Source organism: Pseudomonas sp. NPDC089407 (assembly GCF_044900445.1).
In the GTDB taxonomy this organism is placed as follows: Bacteria; Pseudomonadota; Gammaproteobacteria; order Pseudomonadales; family Pseudomonadaceae; genus Aquipseudomonas.
This window is the reverse complement of sequence record NZ_JBJDNB010000016.1, coordinates 112,611-133,775: the sequence shown is the minus strand read 5'-3', so window position 1 is coordinate 133,775 and position 21,165 is coordinate 112,611. Positions and strand designations below refer to the sequence as shown.

The window sequence follows — 21,165 nt, the reverse complement described above, 5'->3', positions numbered from 1 at the left end:
TTGCCCGTGAGGCTTGACCATATAACACCCAAGCAATTTGCGCACGAAAGCCAAATTGTGGTGGTGAAGATGATACGAACCGAAAGTTCGCACTGTTCACAAAAGCACCCTAAATATCACATATCCGAATTCGCTGGGCTGTCCATCTGGACATTCTGGCTACAGAATTTCTTGACGACCATAGAGCATTGGAACCACCTGATCCCATCCCGAACTCAGCAGTGAAACGATGCATCGCCAATGGTAGTGTGGGGTTTCCCCATGTGAGAGTAGGTCATCGTCAAGATTCATTTCGCAAAACCCCTATCTGCGCATGCAGGTAGGGGTTTTGTCTTTGTGGTTCAAAAAATATCAACCCTTACTCAGATCCCCGGCCATGTCCGATTCCCTGTGGGAGCAAGCGAGCCCGCGAAGAATCCAACGCGGTGCATGCACCGGCTTCGCCGGTGTTCGCGGCTAAAGCCGCTCCTACAGGGACCGCGTAAACAGGTGAGGAGCCTGCCGTATTCGGCCCTTTCATGTTCGCCAGCTAGCGTGCCGCGTAACGCAATCATGAAACGTGTGTCATCTATGCCTGAACAACCGCAGTGCAGTGCTACGCTCGCGGAAATACTCAGCACGGATACCTACCATGGACATGAACTGGCACCAGGCCTTGCAAGAGAGCCTGAGCTGGCTGGCAATCGCCTCGTTCATCACCCTTGTCGGCTTCACCGCCGCCGCCATTCTGGCCGTACGTTGTACCCGCTGGGGCAGCCAGTTCTGGCAGCTTGCCGGGCCTTATTTCAGTTTCAGGCGCAGTTGGCGGCCGTTGCTGGTGTTTGCCCTGCTGCTGGTGCTGACGCTGTTTTCGGTGCGCCTCAACGTGCTGTTCTCGTTCTGGTACAACGGTTTCTACAGCGCCCTGCAGGGCCTTGATCAAGTGGCGTTCTGGTACTTGCTCGGGGTCTTCGCGGTGCTGGCTACCATCCATGTGCTGCGTTCGCTGTTCACCTTCTATGTAAGCCAGGCATTCAGCATCAAGTGGCGGGTGTGGCTGACCGAGCGATTGACCCACGACTGGATGCACGGCGATGCCTACTACCGTGGCCAGTTCCTCGCCGAGCCGGTGGACAACCCCGACCAGCGTATTGAACTGGACGTCAACGCCTTCGTCAGCAACTCGGTTTCCCTGGCCCTGGGCGCGGTCAGTGCACTGGTGTCACTGGTCGCGTTTACCGGCATTCTCTGGGGGTTGTCGGCACCGTTGGCAGTGGCCGGGGTGGAAATCCCACGGGCGATGGTATTCGCTGTGTACCTGTACGTAATCGTCGCTACCTGGGTCGCTTTCCGTCTTGGGCGTCCGTTGATCCGCTTGAATTTCCTTAACGAGAAACTCACCGCCAACTTCCGTTACGCATTGATGCGGCTGCGCGAAAACGCCGAAAACATCGCCTTCTACCAAGGTGCGCAAGTCGAGCGGGGCACTTTGCTGGGCCGCTTTGCTGCCCTGATCGTGAATGCCTGGGCGTTAGTGTTCCGGAACCTCAAATTCAGTGGCTTCAACCTGGGTATCAGCCAGGTCGCCGTGGTGTTCCCGTTCATTCTGCAGGCACCGCGCTTCTTCAGTGGGGCGATCAAGTTGGGTGACGTCATGCAAACCTCCCAGGCCTTTGGCCAGGTGCAGGATTCGTTGTCGTTCTTTCGCGAGTCGTACGATGCGTTCGCCCAGTACCGGGCTACCCTCGACCGTCTGACCGGTTTCCTCGATGCCAACGAGCAGGCAAGTGCCTTGCCTCGGGTGCTCACAGAGGAGCAGGCGCATGCGCTGCAGATCGCTGGCCTGCAGGTGCTGCGCCCGGATGGGCACGCCCTGATTGCCAACCTCGACCTGAACCTGCACGCCGGTCAGGCGTTGTTGATCAAAGGGCCATCGGGCAGTGGCAAGACCACGCTGCTGCGTGCGTTGGCGGGCCTTTGGCCCTATGCCGAAGGTGAAGTCAGGCGGCCAACCGGCCATCAGGCACTGTTTCTGTCGCAACGCCCCTACCTGCCACTGGGTGATTTGCGTACGGTCATTGCCTACCCGGCAGCCAGCAAGCCGGAGGATGAGGTGCAAATGCAGCAGGCGTTACGCCAGGTCAACCTTGCCCACCTGGCCGAGCGCCTGGATGTCAGTTGCGATTGGTCACATATCCTCTCTGTGGGTGAACAGCAGCGTCTGGCGTTCGCCCGGGTGTTGTTCAACCGGCCGCAGGTGGTGTTCCTCGACGAGTCCACCTCGGCGATGGATGAGGGCCTCGAACATGCCCTGTACTCGCTGCTGCGCACGGAAATGCCGGGTGCGCTGCTAGTCAGTGTCGGGCACCGCAGCACGCTGGCGGGGTTCCATACCCATCGTCTGGAAGTGGATGGGCATGGCGGTTGGTCGTTGCTGGAGCAGCAGCCCGTGCTGGCCTAGCTCGGCTTGACGGCCCTATCGCCGGCAAGCCAGCTCTCACAGGGATAGCGCATGCCTCAAGATCCGCGCGGTCGGGGTGGGAGCTGGCTTGCCGGCGATAGGGTCTCAGGGTTGGTATCGAGCATCGCAATCAACTCGGCCCCTTCATTGCGCACATTGCCGACATCCTTGGCCACGGGAAACCACTCGAACGCCTCCACCGGCAGGCAGCGCTCCCGGGCCAGGCGTTCGGCCTGTTCGGCGCCCAGGTCCGGGTCGATCCATGCCCGTGCATCTGCCGGCCCCAGCACCAGGGGCCGGCGGTCGTGGATATCGACCATCCCTTCGTCACTGGCAGCCGTAATGATCACGAAGCCGTCGCCTTCATGGGGGCCCAGCCCTGTGCGCACTTCGGCCAGTGCCGCCATGAACATCGGCGCCTGGCTTTTCAGGCGAATAAAATAGGGCTGCTTGCGCTTGGGATCTTGCGGGTCAGGCACCCACTCGTACCAGCCATCGGCCATGACCAGCGCCCGCCCTTGCGGCCACAGTGCCTTGAAAAACTTGCCGGTGGTCACCGTCTCGACCCGAGCGTTGATCGGTGCGGGGCGTTTGCCGGTGGCCCAGAACGGCGCCCAGCCCCAATGGCAGGGGTCGATGCGCAAGCCATTGTCGGCGTTGTGCAGGATCAGCACGCGGCTGCCAGGGGCGACGTTGTAGCGGCCAATCGGCACGTTGTCGTAGCCGCTGATCACGTCCTGTTCGGCGTCCAGTTCGCGCAGGTAGTCGACCAGGCCCTGATACTGGGCAAAGCGTCCGCACATGGCATGTCCCCCCACTTGTCGAAATTTCTTACGGCGAAATTGACCGGATACCCGGCACAGCGTTTACTGTATATGCATACAGTTTATTTTCAAGGCCGTGTCATGACTTTCATCCTGGGTCCCATCACTTGCGGCAGCGCAGCTGTGCCGCGCTATCTGTTCCGTGTTCCGGCAGGCTTTCCGTCACCTGCAGCGGATCATATGGAGCAGCCCATTTCGCTGGATGAGCTGTTCAACCTGCGCGCACCGCACATGTACCTGGTGAGGATAGACGGCGACAGCATGCAGGGTGCCGGCATCTTCGACGGCGACCTGGTGCTGGTCGACCGCTCGATCGAGGCGCGCCATGGCCATATCGTGATTGCTGCGGTCAACGGCGAGCCGCTGTGCAAGCGCCTGCAGCATAGCGCCGGGCAAGTCATGCTGCGCTCGGAAAACCCGCGCTATGCGCCCCGTTACATCATGGAGGGTGAAGACCTGACGATCTGGGGCGTGGTCACGTTCAGCGTGCGCAGCCATGACCCGGCAGGCGCCACATGAAACCTTCGCCAGTGTTCGCCCTGATCGATTGCAACAGTTTCTACGCCAGCTGCGAACGGGTATTCCGTCCCGATCTGTCGCGTACGCCCATCGTCGTGCTCAGCAACAATGACGGCTGCATCGTCGCCCGCAGTGCCGAAGCCAAGGCGCTGGTGAAGATGGGGCAGCCCTACTACCAGGTAAAGGATCTGTTGCAGCGCCACGGCGTGGTGGCGTTTTCCTCCAACTATGCGCTGTACGGCGACATGAGCCAGCGGGTGATGACGGTGATCGAAGGCATGGTCCCGGCGCTGGAGGTGTATTCCATCGACGAGGCTTTTGCCGACCTCACGGGCATGCCCGGCGACCTCGAGTACCTTGGCCGTTGTATCCGCGAGCGGGTGTTCAAGCACACCGGCATCCCGGTTGGCGTCGGTATCGCCGGCACCAAGACCTTGGCCAAGCTGGCCAACCATGCAGCCAAGCGTTGGGCCAGGCAGAGTGGCTGGGTGGTCGATCTGCGCGACCCGGTGAAGTATGAGTGGGTATTGAAAAAGTGCGATGTGTCCGAAGTCTGGGGCATCGGCAAACGCCTTACCGCGCACCTGCAGGCTATGGCCATTCGCACCGCCTGGGACCTGTCCTGTGCGGACCCCGGTCTGCTGCGCAAGACGTTCAGCGTGCTGGTGGAGAAGACCGCCCGCGAACTGGCTGGCACACCCTGCCTGCAACTGGAGGACGTCGCCCCGCCACGGCAGGAAATCTGTTGCAGCCGCATGTTTGGCCAGCGCCTGACCGCGCTTGCGCCGCTCAAGGAAGCGGTCGCCACCTACGTGATGCGCGCCTCGGAAAAGCTGCGCCAGCAGCGCTCGCTGGCCCGGCGCATGCGCGTGAGCATTCGTACCGGCATGTTCAACCCTGACGAGCCACGTTATGCCAATGGTGTGCTGGTGCAGTTGCCCTATCCCACCGATGACCTGCGCCTGCTCACGCGCATGGCCCTGGAGGCACTGGAGCGGGTCTATCGGCAAGGCTTTCGCTACAGCAAGGCGGAGGTGCTGCTGCTGGACCTGTGCCAGCGCGGCGAGTACACCGGCGATTTGTTCAGCGCTCGGCAAACGCAGAGCGCGGAACGGGTCATGGCGGTAATTGATGGCGTCAACGCGCGCTGGGGGCGGGGCACATTGCGCAGCGCAGCAGTACCGGCGGCAGCGGAGTGGGCGATGCGTCGGGAGTTGATGAGCGAAGGTTTCACCACTCAGGTGGACGGGTTGTGGCGGGTCGGCTGAATATTGCGACGCGCGCCGACATTCCCGCGCCCAATCGCAGCATCTCCAAAACTTAACGCAACGCCACCGTCACGGGTGAACCCGCTCCCACACTGATCGCGGTCAAATACTGGAATTGGCGCTATCCCGCGTTTCAGCAAAGTTCCGTTACAAACATGTAAACTTCGTAAATACGATTTACTCTCATTTACGAACCCTTATATTTACCACCCCTGTTGGCCGCCAAACTGTGTTTGCGGGGCCGGTGGGCGAGGGCTCCCGGTTTCCGACAGGGATGTGCCTTTTCGCTCATGAATCGCAGGAGATGTACCCATGCAGTGCAGAACTTCACCCAACAGCCTGGCCCTGGCGTTCGTCGCGCTGGCGTCGCCGGCCATGATGGCCACCGCGGCGCAAGCCGAGGAGCAGCGTGCGGGTGAGGTGCTGGAAGTGCCGGTGGCCGACAACGCGCTGGTGATCCAGGACACCCTGATCACCGCCGAGCGCGAGGCGCGCCAGGCACTGGGTTCGTCGATCATCACCGCCGACGATATCAAGCGCCACCCGCCGGCCAACGACCTGTCCGACATCATCCGCCGCGAGCCCGGGGTCAACCTGACCGGCAACAGCGCCAGTGGCGCCCGTGGCAACAACCGTCAGATCGACTTGCGCGGCATGGGCCCGGAAAACACCCTGATCCTCATCGACGGCAAGCCGTCCAGCGCGCGTAACGCCGTGCGCTACGGCTGGAACGGCGACCGCGATACCCGCGGTGAAACCAACTGGGTACCGGCCGAGGCGGTCGAGCGCATCGAGATTTTGCGTGGCCCGGCGGCGGCACGCTACGGCTCCGGCGCCATGGGTGGGGTGGTCAACATCATCACCAAGCGCCCGACCGACGCGCTCAAAGGCAGCGTCAGCCTGTACACCCAGCTGCCCGAAGACAACGCCGAAGGCGCAAGCCGCCGGGCCAACTTCAACCTCGGTGGCGGCCTTACCGACAACCTAGGTTTCCGCCTATATGGCGGCCTGGCCAAGACCGATGCCGACGACCTCGACATCAACGCCGGGCATGCCACCAGTGCCTTGGTAGCGGGTCGCGAAGGCGTGCGCAACAAGGACATCAACGGCCTGCTGAGCTGGAAGCTGAACGACGAGCATCGTCTTGAAGCCAGTGCCGGCTACAGCCGCCAGGGCAACATCTTTGCCGGCGACACCATGAACAGCAACGGCGGCGGTGACGTCGACTTCGTTTCCAGCCTGTACGGCCATGAAACCAACGTGATGCAGCGCAGCACCTACGACCTGATCCACCTGGGGGATTTTACCTGGGGTACCAGCAAGACCACGCTGGCCTACGAGTACGTGCGCAACTGGCGCCTCAACGAGGGCCTGGCCGGGCGTACCGAAGGCGCGCCAAGCGACGAGGGTGGCGCCATGTCGCGCCTGCGCAACACGCGCCTGAGCAGCGAAGTGAACCTGCCGTTCGCCATGGGCAGCACCGAGCATGTGCTGACCCTCGGGGGTGAATACCTGTACGAAGCACTCAATGACCAAGGTTCGCTGCGCCCGCAAAGCTCCGACCCCACCAGCAATGGCGGGCTGGTCGGCTTCGATCGCAGCAGCTCGAAGATGACCGCGCGCAGCTATGCGCTGTTCGTCGAGGACAACATCATTGTCGGCGATACCACCATTACCCCGGGCCTGCGTTTCGACCATCACGAAACCTTCGGCGACAACTTCAGCCCCAGCCTCAACCTGTCGCACAAGCTGACTGAAGCGCTGTCGGTAAAAGGCGGCATTGCGCGTGCCTACAAGGTGCCCAACCTCTACCAGTCCAACCCCAATTACCTGCTGTACAGCCGTGGCAACGGCTGCAGCGTGCAGCAGACCAACAACGGTGGCTGCTACCTGCAGGGCAACGCCGACCTCAAGCCCGAGATCAGCGTCAACAAGGAAATCGGCCTGCTCTACGACCGCGGCAGCTGGCGCACCAGTGCCACCTACTTCCGCAATGACTACAAGAACAAGATCATCGGTGATACCGATGTGCTGTACACCATCGGCACCGGTAGCCGCGTGACCCAGTGGGACAACGCCGGCAAGGCGCGGGTGGAAGGCATCGAAGGCAACTTCTTCGTCGAGCTGAGCCCGGCACTGGACTGGAACACCAACCTGACCTGGATGCTCGACAACGACAACCGCGAGACCGGCGAGCCGCTGTCGGTGATTCCGCAATACACCGTCAACACCACCCTTGACTGGCGCGCCACGGAGCAGCTGTCGTTCCAGGTGGCAGGCACTTATTTCGGCAAGCAGAAATCGCCGACCTACAACTATCGCACCGAGCAGGACTACGACAAGACCGCACAGGAAGATGTCGAGGCCTACGGCCTGGTGGATGTAAGTGCCGGGTACAAGTTCAACGCCAACTACGACGTGCGGGTAGGGGTGAACAACGTGTTCGACAAGCAGATCCTGCGGGGCGGCAATGCCAGCACCTCGGGGGCCAATACCTATAACCAGCCGGGCAGGGCAGTGTTTGCTGCGCTGAATATCAACTTCTGACAGCGCGGGGCCGCTTTGCGGCCCGATGGCGACACAAGGCCGCTCCTACAGGCGATTCGCGTCTCCCTGTAGGAGCGGCCTTGTGTCGCGATCGGGCTGCGAAGCAGCCCCAGAAGCCTGCCCTGTACATGCCAAGGAGCCCCCTGATGGTCAAAGCCCCCGCCTGGCTGCAGATCCTCTCCCGCAGCGCCGCCGCCTTGCTCGGCGGCTATGCCCTCAGCTACGCCGCCAGTGCCTGCCTGGCCCGCATCCTGCCGCTGCCCGCCGGCGATGCGGTCATCGTCGCGACCTTGCCGGCCTTCATCGTTTACACCGCCGCCATACTCTGGGCCTTCGCCAGCCGTGATGCCCTGCGCGCCTGGGCGCCGCTGGTGCTGGCCGCACCCCTGAGCCTGATCGGCTTCTGGCCCCAAGCGCTGGAGTGGCTGGCATGAAGAACACCTTCACCCAATCGATGGCCTGGCTGCACACCTGGGCCGGGCTGATTGTTGGCTGGCTGCTGTTTGCCATCTTCGTCACGGGCACCTTGGCGGTGTTCGACAAGGAACTCAATCACTGGATGCAACCGGAGATCCCGGCCACCCAGGTGACCCAGGCCGATGCTGCCCAGCGCGCCATCGCCTACCTGCAGGCCCACGAGCCGCAGGCCGGTAACTGGGCTATCAGCTTGCCGAACGAGCGTTCGCCTGGGCTGCGGGTGTCCACTGGCGAACGGCGCCACGGTGGGGGTGTGCAACTCGACCCACGCACTGGTGAGGCAATCGACGTGCGTGACAGTGTCGGCGGCAATTTCTTTTTCCGCTTCCACTTTACCCTCGACCTGCCACGCAACTGGGGCATTTTTGTGGTCGGCGCACTGGCACTGGTGATGCTGGCGGCACTGGTGACCGGCATTGTCATCCACAAGAAGATCTTCAAGGAGTTCTTCACCTTCCGGCCGAACAAAGGCCAGCGCTCGTGGCTGGATTTCCATAACGCCAGCGCGGTGCTGTTGCTGCCGTTCCACCTGATGATCACCTACACCGGCCTGGTGATCTTCATGCTCATCTACATCCCGGCCGGCATTGATGCCCTGTTCGCCGGCGACACCCGCGCCTACTTCCAGGCTCAGGGCAATGCCCGCCTCGAGCAACCCCGTGGCCTGGCCAGGCAACCCGCCGCGCTGGTCGATGTGGCACCGTTGCTGGCCCAGGCCGAGGCACGGCTGGGGCCGATTGGCGGCTTGAACATCCGTAACCCCAACACCGCCGCGGCGCGTATCGAAGTCCGCCCCGAGTTAGGCAACCGTATTGCGCTAGCCAAAGGCCAGGCCATGGTCTTCGATGGCGTCAGCGGGCAGCTGCTCAGCGACGTGCCAGCGTGGCGTGCGGTGCCGCTGACCCAGCGGGTCATGGTCGGCCTGCACTTTGCCCAGTTCGGCGGTTACCCGATGCGTTGGCTGTACTTCATCTGCGGGCTGATCAGTTGCCTGATGATCGCCAGCGGCCTGGTGCTGTTCTGCGTCAAGCGCGGGCGCAAGTACGCCACTGCCAGCGCCGAGGCTTCGGCGCGGCGTTGGTACCGGGTAGCCGAGGTGTGCAACGTCGGCTTCATCAGCGGTTTGCTGCTGGCGTGCGTGGGGCTGCTGTGGGCCAGCCGCCTGCTGCCGGTGGAGTTGCTGCAGCGGGAAAGCTGGGAGGTGCGCGCATTCTTCGGCGTATGGCTGCTGGCGCTGCTGCATGCCGGTATCCGGCCCCCGCGCCGGGCCTGGGTCGAGCAACTGCTGTTGGCGGCATTGCTGTGCATTGGCCTGGGTGCGTTCGGTGGCCTGGAAGACACGATGCGCCTGGGGGTTGCCGCTGGTGCACTGGTGCTGGGGGTATTGCTTGGGCTGGCGGCCTGGCAGCTTCGGCAAGCGCAGCCGGCGCAGCAGAAGGCCAGGGCAGGGCGGCAGAGAGAGGCCGAGGCATGATGATGTGGATTACAGGCGGCGTGTTGTTTGCCTACGCCGGCATGCTCGGGCTGTGCCAAGGGCTGGAGCGGCATTACAAGCAGGTATGGAACCGGGCCTGCCCACGTGCATTGCGGGTCGGCTTGCGCGGTGCCGGGTGGCTGGCGCTGCTGGCCAGCCTGGTGCTGTGTGCCAAGGCCTGGGGCTGGGCCATGGGGCCAGTGGCCTGGCTGGGTGTGCTGTCGCTGGCCGGGATACTGCTGGTGATGCTGCTGCCGTACTGGCCAAGGCTGGCGGTGGGGCTGACAGGCGCGCTGCCGGTGTGGGGCTTGGTTCAGCTGGTTAGCTGCCTCTGAATATGGCGCGCACTCTGTGTAGGAGCGGCCTTGTGTCGCGATCGGCCGCGCAGCGGCCCCGGGGATTTCTGCTGCGAAGCTAAAAATTTGGGGCCGCTGTGCGGCCGATCGCGACACAAGGCCGCTCCTACACAGAGCGCGTGTTCCTGTTTAGCCAGTTACCTTGGCAAACGCCGCACGAAAGCGCTGCATGTCCTGCTCATCGCCGACGCTCACCCGCACCCAGTTCGGCCAGCTCGGCCAGATCCGCCCGACCAGCACACCTTCCTCGGCCAGCCGCTCGACCACCGCTTGCCCCGGCCCACGCATATCGATCATGAAGCAGTTGGTCTGCGACGCCGTGCAGCGCCAGCCACGTTTGGCCAGCCAGGCAATGGTCTGGTCGCGCAAGCGGGCGTTGTCGGCCTTGCGCTGCCGCACCAGCTGGCGGTCCTGCAAACTGGCCAGGCCCGCCAGCAAGGTGGGCGCCGCAGCGACGTTCTGGCCGTCGAACGCCTCCAGCCGCTGCAGCAGCGGCGCCTGGCCGATCGCCAGGCCCAGGCGCGCGCCTGCCATGCCATACAGCTTGGAAAAAGTCTGTAGCACCAGCAGTTCGGGGTGCTCCTTGACCAGATCGATACAGCTCTGCGCATCGCTGAAATGAATGTAGGCCTCGTCTACCAGCACCACGCTACCCGCCGGTTTGCGCGCCAGCAACCGTTCGATATCTTCTCGTGGGGTGACGGTGCCGGTGGGGTTGTTGGGGTTGCACAGGTAGATCAGCCCCGCTGCACGGTCGGCCGCCAGCATGGCGTCGATGTCATGGGCGTGGCGGGCGTCGAGGGCGACGCTGTGCACCTGGGTACCCTGACCGGTGGCTGCTTCCGCTGGCGCTTCATAAGACGGTTCCGGTACCACTAGGCTACGCGGCCCGGTAAAAGCCATCACCGCGTGCTGTAACGCCAGTTTCGAACCGCAGAACACCTGAACCTGGTCCGATGCCAGGCCGTGCTCGCCGGCAAACAGGTCGATCAATCGGTATTGCGCATCGTAGGGGTAGCGACCGCACAGGCTGATGCCTTCGCGCATCGCCTCGCGTGCAGCCTGGCTCGGCCCCCAAGGGCTTTCGTTGTAGTTGATGCGCGTGGGGCCGGTGTTGGTGGTCGCGGCGAATGGTGCAGCATTGGCCCAGTTGATGTGCCCGAGCAGCGGTAGGGCCATGCCCAGGCCCACCAGCGAGCGACGTGATAAATCGGTCATGCGTCGATGTCCCTGTTGTTATTGGTCACTTCAGGGACGAAACGCCGCTACAGGAATTAATGATGGCAAATCGCTGCAATCGCGGTCAGCAACCGACACTGTTGCAGCCAAAATCACCGTGGCATGCTAAAGCTTGCGCCCCAGTCCACCACGAGAAGCCTTGGTGAAAGCCATCCGCCTGACCTTGATCTGCCACGCCCTGACCCAGGCCCAGAAGACCGGACACCTGCACCGTGTAGACGACGGCATCCTGCCGCTGGCGCAACCACCTGCTGTGAACCTGCCGGGTGTGCAGCTGCTGACGGCGCCGGAGCGTCGGGCCTGCGAGACAGCGGCGTGGTTGTCGGATGCAGTGGAGGTCGAGCCGGCATTGGCCGATTGTGACCTGGGGCGTTGGCAGGGTATGGCATTGAAGCAGCTGCAAGCCGAGCAGCCCCAGGCGTTGGCCGACTGGCTGCAGGATCCGGCCAGTGCGGTGCATGGGGGGGAGTCGTTCGCCGCGCTGTGCAAGCGCATGGCCACCTGGCTGGCGGCCTTCGACAGGCCGGGGGAATGGCTGGCAGTGACCCATCCGCTGGTCATGCGCGCCGTGCTGGTACAGGTGCTGGGCTGCCCGATGAGTGCCGGGCAGCGTATCGATGTGTTGCCACTGTCACGCCTGGAACTGAGCTTTACCGGGCAGTGGCGCCTGCGCCTGGGCTGAGGGTCAGAACGCCAGTTTATAGCCGATCAGCAGCAGCATGGCGGCCAGGCACGGGCGCAGCACCCGGTCAGAGATTCGCCCGGTGAGGTGGCTGCCCAGGTAGATGCCCGGCAGCGAACCCAGCAGCAGGTAGCCCAGCAACGACCAGTCCATGTTGCCCATGCCGGCATGGCCCAGGCCTGCTACCAGGGTAAGCGGCACGGCGTGGGCAATTTCGGTACCGACCAGGCGGCGGGTGACCAGGAACGGGTAGAGCAGGAACAGCGCTACGGTACCCAACGCACCAGCACCGATGGAGGTAAGCGTGACCATCACGCCCAGTACCACACCGGTCAGCACGGTCAGGGTGTTCAGGCTGCGGTCGCTGAGGTGGTAGTGGTCACCGGCATGGCGATTGGCAAAAGCCTGCAAGCGCGATTTGAACAGGATGGCCAGCGCGGTCAGGATCAGCACCACCGCCAGGCCTTGCTTGATGATGCCGTTCAGGGCAGACGTGTCGGTATGCAGCGTGCTGAGGAACCACAGCGTCAGTGCTGCGGCAGGCACGCTACCCAGGCTGAGCAGGCCGGTGATTTTCCAGTCGATGTTCTTGTTGCGCGCATGCACCCAGACGCCACTGGCTTTGGTGATGGCAGCATAGAGCAGGTCAGTACCGACAGCGGTAGCCGGGCTGATGCCAAACCACAGCAAAATCGGGGTCATCAGCGAGCCGCCACCGACGCCGGTCATGCCGACGATGAAACCCACGATCAGGCCAGCAATGGTGAAACCGAAAGAACCTACATCCATACGCTACTCGACTGCCCAACTTTGCCCGTTATCGGATGCAGCCAGCATATAGATTTTTTTATAGCCAAATAGACTTGTTCGTTATTAGGTTATAACCGCGCGTAGCTTGTAATACCCCTATTGCCGGCAAGCCACAGGTACTGCATAGAGGCTGAGGCCCATGCGGTTGGTGTGGGAGCTGGCTTGCCGGCGATAGGGGGCACTACAGGCCCCCCGATCAACGATCAGTCATCACCACCATCACATGCGCATCACCCCCATCGTCGCTTTCCGACAGGTAGATGTGCCCCACCTGGCTGTCGAAATAGGCCGTTTCCTGCGGCCCGATACTCACCGCTTCACCGGTCTCGAACTCGATACGCACACGCCCGCTTAACACCAGCGCGAACTCCTGCCCAGGGTGGCGGATAAAATCGTCGAACTGGCCGCGTTCGCGGGCAATGATGCGGGCATAAGCCGGGGTCATGCGCCGTTCCGGAAAGTCGCCGGCAATCGGGTGATAATCATAGGTGCCGGTCGAATAGCCCGCCGCGGCCGGCAACGAGTCGACCACCACCGTCACCGGTACCGGCGCGCTGACCGTGCCGCTGGCGCGAAACAGCTGGGCAATATCAACATTCAACGCGCGCGCGGCGGCCGCGAGTTTTTCGTAACTGACCGACACCTGCGCCAGTTCCATCTTCGACAAGGTGGACAGTGGCACGCCACTGATTTCGGACAATTGCTTAAGGGTCATCTGGCGCGCCTTGCGCACCTGGCGCAGGCGCTGGCCGACTACGGCGCGGTCAAGCAGGGGTAGGGCAGCGGGCATTCAGCGGTCTCGGCATGCGGCGTTGGTCGGGCATCTTACCTTGGGCCCTTGCGTACTCCTAAATTCTCATATATTAGAATTCTCATAAATGATAATTGGCTTGGCAGGAGCGTGCATGACCTCGATCTACGACACCCTCATCATCGGCGCCGGCATCGCCGGTGCTTCGCTGGGCTATCGCCTGGCCGGCCGGCAGCGGGTGCTGTTGCTCGAACGCGAGTCGCAGCCTGGTTACCATTCCACCGGGCGTTCGGCGGCGATGTTCATGGAGGCGTACGGGACCCCGCAGATCCAGGCGCTGACCCGCGCCAGCCGGGCCTTTTACGAAACGCCGCCACAGGGCTTCTGCGAACACCCGTTGCTGGAGCCGCGTGGCTGCCTGTATGTGGCCAGCGTCGAGCAGCGCGAGCTGCTTGAGCAAACCCACGCGCAGAACCTGGCCAACGGCACCGAGGTCAGCCTGCTCGAGCGCGACGCTGCCCTGGCCCTGGTGCCGAGCCTGCGGGGTGAAACCCTGGCTGGCGCCGTGCTGGAGCCGGGTGCAATGGACCTTGATGTGCACGCCCTGCACCAAGGCTTTCTGCGTGGTTATCGCGCTGCTGGCGGTGAACTGCGCTGCAACGCCGAACTGATCCAGGCGCGTTACCTGGGCGACCATTGGCAGGTAGAGCTGGGCGGTGGCAACCGTGTGCAGGCGCGCCAGTTGGTCAACGCTGCGGGTGCATGGGCCGACCGTGTGGCCGAACAATGCGGTGTGGCCGCCATTGGCCTGCAACCTTGTCGGCGCAGTGCCTTCACCTTCCCCGGCCCGGCAGACCAGGACTTCGCCCGCTGGCCGGCGGTGATCGGCGTTGATGAAAGCTTCTACTTCAAGCCCGATGCCGGCCAGTTGCTGGGTTCGCCAGCCAATGCCGACCCGGTCGAGCCACAGGATGCCGCGCCCGAGGAGTTCGACGTGGCCCTGGGTATCTACAACATCGAAGCCATGACCACCCTGGCCATTCGCCGCCCCAGCCACACCTGGGCCGGGCTGCGCTCGTTCGTCGCCGATGGCGACCTGGTGATCGGTTTCGATGTGCAAGCGCCCGCGTTCTTCTGGCTGGCGGCGCAGGGCGGTTATGGCATCCAGTCGGCAGCGGGCGCCTCGCGCCTGGCCGCCGACCTGCTGCTTGGCCAACCCCTGTGCCCAAGCCTTGTCAGCCAGGGGGTGGCGCCCGAGCGCCTGTCCCCGGCCCGTTTCCAGCAACCCTGAAAGGAATACCCCATGAGCACTGATATCCAGCGTTTCCCCAGCAGCCTGCCGTTCCCGTTTTCCCGCGCGGTGAAGGCCGGCGGTTTTCTGTTTCTCTCCGGTCAGGTGCCAATGAGCGCCAGTGGTGAAGTGGTGCGCGGTGACATCCAGGCCCAGACTCGCGCCGCCTGCGAACGCATCGGCGAAAGCCTGGCTGCTTGCGACGCGCGCTTCGACCAGGTGGTCAAGGTCACGGTATGGCTGTCGGACATGAGCCATTTCGCCGGTTTCAACGAGGTCTACAAGGAATTCTTCGGTGCCGCGTTGCCGGTGCGCTCTACCGTGGCCTCGGCGCTGGCGCTGGGGGTTGATGTGGAGATCGAAGTGCAAGCGTTCGTCGGCGACGCCTGACTGGGCCGGAGGCTGCGCATGCTTGCCGGTCCCTGTGTGAGCGGTTTTAGCCGCGAACACCGGCGTAGCCGGTGCCATGCACCGCGTTGCCCACTTCGCGGGTGAACCCGCTCCCACAGGGCCGGCGTTGCATCAGAAGGGCCGTTAACAAATACAAAAATAAATCCAGAGGTTCACATGCAAGAGCAACTGAAGATTGCCGGCGCATTTGTCGGCGTGATCGTGGGGGCGGGGTTCGCTTCAGGGCGGGAACTGTTGTTGTTCTTTGTCGATTTCGGCCTGTGGGGGCTGGTGGGCGCGTTGGTCAGCGCCGCCTTGTTCACCTTCCTCGGCATGGCGCTGGCAGGGTTGGGCAACCGCCAGCAGGCTACTTCGCACAAGGATGTGATCCAGGCCATCTGTGGCCGCCACCTGGGCCTGTTCGTCGACTGGCTGATCACCTTTTTCATGTTCGCTGTCACCGTGGTCATGCTGGCCGGCGGTGGTGCGCTGCTGGAGCAGCAGTTCGGCATCCCGGCGCTGACCGGCAGCGTGCTGGTGACACTGGTGGTGGTCGGTATCGTGTGCCTGGACGTGCGCAAGGTGATCCTGGCGATTGGCGCCATCACGCCGTTGCTGATCCTGGTGGCCTCGGCAATTGCGCTGTATGCCGTGTTCAGCCGTGAACAGCGTTTTGCTGCGCTCGACCAGCTGGCCAGCCAGCAACAGGCCGGCACCCACCACTGGTTACTGGGCGCGTTCCTGTATGTGTCGTACAACATTGTGGCGGGTGCGCCGATCCTGGCCATTCTGGGCGGTTCGGCCAAGGGCGAGAAAACCGCAATGTGGGGTGGCCTGCTCGGCGGAGCGGCGTTGGGTGGCCTGATGCTGGTGATGAGCGCCGGGCTGCTGTCGCGCCTGGACAGCGTGGCCGACTTGCCGATGCCGATGTTGTCGATTGCCAACGAAGTGTCGCCGCTGCTGGGGCTGGTGATGTGCCTGATCATCTTCGGCATGATCGTCAACACCGCTGTGGGCACGCTGTTTTCGTTCCTGTCGCGGCTGTTGCCGGCAGGCACGGCGAAGTTCCGCTGGGGCTCGGTGGTGACCGGGGCAGTGGCGTTCGGCTGCAGCCTGGTGGGGTTCATCAGCTTGGTGGGCGAGGTGTACCCGCTGTTCGGCTACCTGGGCTTTGTGCTGATGGCGGCGGTGTTGCTGGCCTGGGTGCGGCGGGGCAAGGCAGTGAAAGCGGCAGTGGCCTAAGGGGCTGCTGCGCAGCCCAATCGCCGGCAAGCCAGCTCCCACAGGGATATCACAAGGCCCGAGGGCAGCGCTGTACCTGTGGGAGCTGGCTTGCCGGCGATTGGGTCGGTACAGGCGGTAACAGCCAGTGGCCGTTGACGCCTGATTCCAGCATCTAGATCCTGAAACTGCCCACCAACTGTTTCAAGCGCCCGGCCTGCTGGGCCAGTTGGTCGCAATGGCGCAGGGTTTCATTGAGGTTCTCCACCCCTTGCTGGTTCAGCGCGTTGATCTGGGTGATGTCCAGGTTGAGGCTTTCGACCACGGCGGTCTGCTCTTCGGTAGCCGTGGCCACCGACTGGTTCATGCCATCGATTTCACCGATGCGCTGGGTCACGCTGGCCAGGCGCTCGCCGGCCTGGTTGGCCACCTGCACGGTCTGCTCGCTGGACACCTGGCTGGTGTTCATGGTGTGTACCGCTTCGCGCGAGCCTACCTGCAGGCTGGTGATCATGCGGTGGATTTCTTCCGCCGATTCCTGGGTACGGTGTGCCAGGTTGCGCACCTCGTCGGCCACCACGGCAAAGCCACGGCCAGCCTCACCGGCACGCGCTGCCTCGATCGCGGCGTTCAGTGCCAGCAGGTTGGTCTGCTGCGAGATGCCCTTGATCACGTCGAGGATCTTGCCGATTTCATCGGTGCTGGCGTTGAGCGTTTCAATCTGCGCACACGACTCGCTGATGCGCTGCGACAGGGCGGTCATGGCGCTGATCGCTTCTTCCACCACTTCACGGCCGCCGTGCGCCTGTTCGCTGGCGCCGCTGGCATGTTGCGAGGCATCAGCGGCATTGCGGGCGATTTCCTGGGTGGCGGCACCCAGTTCGTTGATCGCCGCCGCCACGCTGTTAGTGCGCATGCTCTGTTCTTCGGAACCGCTGATCGATGCATTGGAGGCGCCGACCACCTTCTCCGACAGGTCATGTACCAGGCGGGTGGCCGACGACACTTCGCTGATCGAGGCATGGATACGCTCGACAAAGCGGTTGAACGAGGTAGCCAGTTCGCCAAATTCGTCCTGGTTCTGCACGGTCAGGCGGCGGGTAAGGTCACCTTCGCCCTCGGCGATGTCGCGCATGGCGCGGCCCATGGTGGTCAGCGGGCTCATCAGCACCGGGATCAGCAGGCCAAGCAGGCCGGCAATGGCGGCTACGGCGATCAGCATGGCGATGATCGCCGAGGTACGGAACTGGCTGAGTGCGGCGTAGGCTTTATCCTTGTCGATCGACAGGCCGATGTACCACTGTGCCGAAGGCAGGCCGGCGACCGGCGCGAACGAGATGATCCGGTCCTGGCCGTTGAGGGTAACATCCTGCATGCCGGCGGCGACCCGCAGGTTGCTGCCCGGGTAGATGTCCTTCAGGTTCTTCATCACCTGGTCTTTGTTGGGGCTGACGATCACCTGGCCGTTGGCGTCGGCGAGGAAGGCGTGGCCGATGCCGCCGAAGTCGACCGAGTTGATGATCTCGACCAGGGTGTCGAGGGTCACGTCACCGCCGACCACACCGATCAGCTCACCATCGGCCTTGCTTTTAACCGGTGTGGCGATGGTCACCATCAAGCCACCGACGGCGCCCTGGTAGGGGGCGGTCAGCACCGTTTGCCCGGCACTGGCGGCGGCGCCGTACCAAGGGCGTTGGCGGGGATCATAACCGGCGGGCATCTGCGTATCCGGGCGCTGGGTAAACACGCCGTTTGCCTGGCCCAGGTAGGTGAACAGGAAATTGCGCGTGTAGGACGGCTGCTCGATCAGCCCGGCCAGCGTATCGCCGGCGCCTTGCTGGCCGATGTCCTGGGCCAGGTTCTCCAGCACCAGGATGCGCCCGCTCATCCAGTTCTGCACGCTGCTGGCAGTCAGTGCACCGGACTGCTGCACCGAGGCTTCGATGTTCTGGCGGATGGTGTTGCGTTGCAGGTAGTCGTTGTAGAGCGTGAACAGGGCAAATGCCAGGACCACGACGCCGCAGGCGCTGAGCAGGATCTTGTGGCGAAATTTCAGGTTCATGTTTCGAGACCTTGAGCCAAGGAGGGGAGGGCGCAGCGCGCTTATGACGTTCTGCTGGGCCTGTCGATCGAGATATCGGCTCAAGGTGTAAAAGATTGAAGCGCCTACAGAAATTTCTTACAGATGTTTCGACGAGCGGCTGTCAGGTATTGCCAGTTGCTCGATCAGCAGCCTCGCAGCCTGCTGCAGCGGCTGTTGTTTGCGCCACAGGATGTGCACCGGCAACTGCAGTTCGTTGCGCGTATTGCGAAAATCAAGGCGTACCAGGCGCCCGTCGGCCAGCAGCGGCGCCACCCGTGACAACGGCAGGTCACCCCAGCCCAGGCCCGTTTCGACCATTTGCAGGGCCAGGTCGAAACTGTCGGTGGACCAATGCGTGGCGCCAATCAGTGAACGCGGGTCGGCCAGCGGCAGATCGCGGCTGCGCACCAGAATCTGACGCACCCGGGTCAGGTCCTCCAGGTAGTGGATGCGCCCCCCGCGCAACGCCGGGTGGGTTGGCGACAGGGTGGCCACCAGCGATTCCATGCCGATGTGCTGAAAGCCGCGGCGGGCATCCACCTGCAGTCCGGCGAACGCTACGCAGAGGTCGGCACGGCCGCTGTCCAGCAAGTGCAAGGCTTCTTCCTGGGGGGCACTGAGCAGGGCGATGTCGAGTAACGGGTGGCGTTCACCCAGGCTGGCGATGGCAGCCAGCAGTGGGCGGTGATCGATGTCAGGCACCACGACCAGGGTCAGGCTGCTCTCCAGCCCCTGAGACAGCTCCAGGGCATGGACCTGCAGCAGCCCCAGTTGCTCGCCAATCAGCCTGGCATGCGGCTCCAGGGCCAAGGCCTGCGCAGTTGGGCGAACCTCGCGCGGGCCGCGTTCGAAAAGGCTGTAGCCCAGTTCTGCTTCAAGGTTGCCGATGGCCATGCTCACGGCCGAAGGAACGCGCTTGAGCGCGCGTGCGGCGGCAGAGAACGAACCGCAGTCGAGCACGGCGAGAAACAGCTGGATGTTGTCGCTGGAAAAATTCATGGCAGCCTCCTGTCAGTAAATCTGACAGCTGCCGACTTTTGCTGTCAAGCGTCGTGAAGCATGATTGCGCCCTGTCGTTATTGTCATCAGAGGTAACCCCGGGTGCAGGGATTGAAACGCAAACTGGTCTACGTGACCTTCTATGAACTGATCGGGCTGTGCATGTCGACCCTCGGGCTGGCCTACCTGTCGGACACCCAGGCGTCACATACCGGGCCGCTGGCGGTGATGATCACCACCATCGCCATGCTCTGGAACCTGATCTACAACAGCCTGTTCGAATATTGGGAGAGCCGCCAGGCCAAGCGCGGGCGCAGCGTGGCGCGGCGGGTGGCGCATGCCATCGGCTTTCAGCTGACGCTGGTGGTGTACTTGATCCCACTGATTGCCTGGTGGCTGAACATGACCTTGATGGAGGCGTTGCTGGTGGACATGGCGTTCATCGTGCTGGTGCCTTGCTACACCTTTGCCTATAACTGGGCGTTTGACCGGGTGTTCGGGTTGCCCAGTTCGGCGATGGCCACCGCCTGATTGATTCTGTACCGGCCTCTTCGCGGCGGTTCGACGCCTCGATGAACCCGCTCCTACAACAAGACACGCGGTCCCTTGTAGGAGCGGGTTTACCCGCGAAGAGGCCCGCACAGGCAACCGGCTAAGGCGGCAGGCGGATAATCAAAGGCTCCTGCTGCTGTTTCACCTGCTGCTCCTCTACAGGCCCCACAGGCCGCGGCACACTCTCCAGCAAACTGTCCTCCACCTGCCCCGACAGGTAGTACACCCCCGCCATGGCCCCACTCTGGCGGTTCTCCATCAGCTCCTGCCATTCCTGGTTCAACGCCACGTTGAGGATCACCCGCAGTTGCTCGACCATCTGCGGCTGTTCGCGGTCATGGGTCATCATCCCGTAACCGGCAGCGGCAATCGAAATCATCGCCCCCGCCACCTTGCCCACTGCCGACGCCACGGCACTGGCAATGCCGCGTGGGGCCAGAGTGGCCCCCAGCTTTTCGCTGGCCTGGGTGGCTACCGAGTTCAACCCGACATCGGTCCTGCCAGGGCCTTTGCTGGCTTGCTGGTGCAAGTGCTGGCGCATGGCTTGCCAGGCCGGCTGCTGGTCCAGTGACTTGGCCCGCAGCAACGTATACAGGCTGGCATTGCGTGCATCCGGCGGCCCCAGGTGGATGGCGGGAATGCGGGTAAGCCGTTGGCTGAATTGCTCGGGCGGCGCGTTGTAGCGGCTGATAATGGCCGGCAGTTGCTGGCCGAGCAGTTGCAGGTACAGTTCGCAGGCGCGATCGCGGATGCCTTCGGGGTTTATCTGCTCGGCCACCGGCTCGATAACCCGGGCGTGGTACTGTTCCTGCAGGTAAAGGGCCAGGCGCTTTTCCGCCGGCTCCCGGCCTTCGCCGCTGTCGAGCTTGTACCAGGCCACCTTGAGGGTCAGCCATTGCTGGGTCCAGTAACCGGTGAACCAGGGGATGAAGTCGCTTTCGGTGCGTTGCTGTACCTGCTCCTTCCACACCCGCATCGAGCGCCGGGCATAGTCGTTGGCCGAGCCGGCGGCGCCGGCCGAGGCATCGATCAGTTCCTGGTCGATGCGCTGCCAGGCGGCCGGGGTAAGTACGGCGGGTGGCGGCGGGGCAGGCGGGCGCTTGCCGGTGCAACCGCCAAGCGCCAGCAGAAGGCACAGCAATAACAGGGTTCGAGAACTCACGCGACCGCCTCCCTGGTAGAGGCTGGGGTGGTGTTCCGAGTATAGGGCGGGGCGCGAGGTGCTGCCGTGCAGCCTATCGC

At 63.2% G+C, this 21,165-nt stretch carries 19 protein-coding genes, 1 rRNA gene and 1 pseudogene; 13 read left to right on the top strand and 8 right to left on the bottom strand.

Features of this window, described 5'->3' with window-relative positions:
- The first annotated feature begins 170 nt into the window (after positions 1-170).
- Both rrf and ACI2KG_RS14720 read left to right on the top strand, forming a co-directional pair.
- A 5S ribosomal RNA gene (gene rrf, locus ACI2KG_RS14725) occupies positions 171-286 on the top strand.
- A gap of 345 nt (positions 287-631) precedes the next feature.
- Complete coding sequence (locus ACI2KG_RS14720; protein ID WP_404662403.1) at positions 632-2,440, top strand: ABC transporter ATP-binding protein/permease; 1,809 nt, start codon at positions 632-634, stop codon at positions 2,438-2,440.
- A gap of 56 nt (positions 2,441-2,496) precedes the next feature.
- Here ACI2KG_RS14720 and ACI2KG_RS14715 read toward each other — a convergent pair whose 3' ends face one another.
- Entirely contained in the window at positions 2,497-3,243 is a 747-nt protein-coding gene (locus tag ACI2KG_RS14715) for an SOS response-associated peptidase family protein (RefSeq protein WP_404662402.1), read from the bottom strand.
- Positions 3,244-3,345: 102 nt separating this feature from the next.
- On the opposite strand from ACI2KG_RS14715, the gene ACI2KG_RS14710 reads away from it, so the two are divergent.
- From ACI2KG_RS14710 to ACI2KG_RS14685, 6 genes are all read left to right on the top strand, one after another.
- Positions 3,346-3,783, top strand: coding sequence for a LexA family protein (locus tag ACI2KG_RS14710; protein ID WP_404662401.1), 438 nt, complete (start codon positions 3,346-3,348; stop codon positions 3,781-3,783).
- Positions 3,780-5,051, top strand: coding sequence for a Y-family DNA polymerase (locus ACI2KG_RS14705; RefSeq protein ID WP_404662400.1), 1,272 nt, complete (start codon positions 3,780-3,782; stop codon positions 5,049-5,051). Before ACI2KG_RS14710 ends, ACI2KG_RS14705 begins: the two co-directional genes overlap by 4 nt.
- Before the next feature lie 312 nt (positions 5,052-5,363).
- Positions 5,364-7,598, top strand: a complete 2,235-nt coding sequence (locus ACI2KG_RS14700) for a TonB-dependent siderophore receptor (RefSeq protein ID WP_404662399.1) — start codon at positions 5,364-5,366, stop codon at positions 7,596-7,598.
- Between the two features lie 146 nt (positions 7,599-7,744).
- Positions 7,745-8,032, top strand: a complete 288-nt coding sequence (locus ACI2KG_RS14695; RefSeq protein ID WP_404662398.1) for an iron transporter — start codon at positions 7,745-7,747, stop codon at positions 8,030-8,032.
- The gene (locus ACI2KG_RS14690) at positions 8,029-9,549 is read left to right on the top strand and encodes a PepSY-associated TM helix domain-containing protein (protein ID WP_404662397.1); all 1,521 of its coding nucleotides are present in this window, start codon (positions 8,029-8,031) and stop codon (positions 9,547-9,549) included. The genes ACI2KG_RS14695 and ACI2KG_RS14690 overlap by 4 nt, the downstream gene beginning before the upstream one ends.
- Positions 9,546-9,884: a DUF3325 domain-containing protein gene (locus ACI2KG_RS14685; protein ID WP_404662396.1), complete on the top strand. Its 339-nt coding sequence runs from the start codon at positions 9,546-9,548 to the stop codon at positions 9,882-9,884. The genes ACI2KG_RS14690 and ACI2KG_RS14685 overlap by 4 nt, the downstream gene beginning before the upstream one ends.
- Positions 9,885-10,034: 150 nt before the next feature.
- Here ACI2KG_RS14685 and ACI2KG_RS14680 read toward each other — a convergent pair whose 3' ends face one another.
- A complete protein-coding gene (locus tag ACI2KG_RS14680; protein WP_404662395.1) occupies positions 10,035-11,123 on the bottom strand; it encodes a pyridoxal phosphate-dependent aminotransferase in 1,089 nt (362 codons plus the stop codon).
- Positions 11,124-11,286: 163 nt separating this feature from the next.
- Between ACI2KG_RS14680 and ACI2KG_RS14675 the strand changes: the two genes are divergently transcribed.
- Positions 11,287-11,826: a histidine phosphatase family protein gene (locus tag ACI2KG_RS14675; RefSeq protein WP_404662394.1), complete on the top strand. Its 540-nt coding sequence runs from the start codon at positions 11,287-11,289 to the stop codon at positions 11,824-11,826.
- A gap of 3 nt (positions 11,827-11,829) precedes the next feature.
- Here the strand turns inward: ACI2KG_RS14675 and ACI2KG_RS14670 are convergent, their stop codons facing one another.
- A complete protein-coding gene (locus ACI2KG_RS14670) occupies positions 11,830-12,615 on the bottom strand; it encodes a sulfite exporter TauE/SafE family protein (RefSeq protein WP_400617524.1) in 786 nt (261 codons plus the stop codon).
- 217 nt (positions 12,616-12,832) lie between these two features.
- Complete coding sequence (locus ACI2KG_RS14665; protein WP_404662393.1) at positions 12,833-13,426, bottom strand: helix-turn-helix domain-containing protein; 594 nt, start codon at positions 13,424-13,426, stop codon at positions 12,833-12,835.
- 115 nt (positions 13,427-13,541) lie between these two features.
- On the opposite strand from ACI2KG_RS14665, the gene ACI2KG_RS14660 reads away from it, so the two are divergent.
- From ACI2KG_RS14660 to ACI2KG_RS14650, 3 genes are all read left to right on the top strand, one after another.
- Positions 13,542-14,678: an NAD(P)/FAD-dependent oxidoreductase gene (locus ACI2KG_RS14660; RefSeq protein WP_404662392.1), complete on the top strand. Its 1,137-nt coding sequence runs from the start codon at positions 13,542-13,544 to the stop codon at positions 14,676-14,678.
- Positions 14,679-14,690: 12 nt separating this feature from the next.
- Entirely contained in the window at positions 14,691-15,068 is a 378-nt protein-coding gene (locus tag ACI2KG_RS14655) for a RidA family protein (RefSeq protein ID WP_400617521.1), read from the top strand.
- A 177-nt stretch (positions 15,069-15,245) separates the two neighbouring features.
- A complete protein-coding gene (locus ACI2KG_RS14650) occupies positions 15,246-16,310 on the top strand; it encodes a hypothetical protein (protein ID WP_404662391.1) in 1,065 nt (354 codons plus the stop codon).
- 154 nt (positions 16,311-16,464) lie between these two features.
- Here ACI2KG_RS14650 and ACI2KG_RS14645 read toward each other — a convergent pair whose 3' ends face one another.
- The 3 genes and pseudogenes from ACI2KG_RS14645 to ACI2KG_RS14635 form a co-directional block, all read right to left on the bottom strand.
- Positions 16,465-17,205, bottom strand: coding sequence for a methyl-accepting chemotaxis protein (locus ACI2KG_RS14645; RefSeq protein WP_370290711.1), 741 nt, complete (start codon positions 17,203-17,205; stop codon positions 16,465-16,467).
- Positions 17,206-17,319: 114 nt separating this feature from the next.
- Positions 17,320-18,351, bottom strand: a pseudogene (mcpA, locus tag ACI2KG_RS14640) (methyl-accepting chemotaxis protein McpA); the annotation flags it as partial.
- 117 nt (positions 18,352-18,468) lie between these two features.
- On the bottom strand, positions 18,469-19,371 hold the full coding sequence (locus ACI2KG_RS14635) for a LysR family transcriptional regulator (RefSeq protein WP_404662390.1): 903 nt from the start codon (positions 19,369-19,371) through the stop codon (positions 18,469-18,471).
- A 102-nt stretch (positions 19,372-19,473) separates the two neighbouring features.
- Here ACI2KG_RS14635 and ACI2KG_RS14630 point away from each other — a divergent pair, with 102 nt between their 5' ends.
- Positions 19,474-19,902 carry a PACE efflux transporter gene (locus tag ACI2KG_RS14630; protein WP_404662389.1) on the top strand — a complete coding sequence of 143 codons (429 nt, stop codon included), beginning with the start codon at positions 19,474-19,476 and terminating at the stop codon, positions 19,900-19,902.
- A 121-nt stretch (positions 19,903-20,023) separates the two neighbouring features.
- On the opposite strand, the gene ACI2KG_RS14625 is transcribed toward ACI2KG_RS14630, so the two are convergent.
- Positions 20,024-21,085, bottom strand: coding sequence for a hypothetical protein (locus tag ACI2KG_RS14625; RefSeq protein ID WP_404662388.1), 1,062 nt, complete (start codon positions 21,083-21,085; stop codon positions 20,024-20,026).
- Positions 21,086-21,165 lie beyond the last annotated feature (80 nt).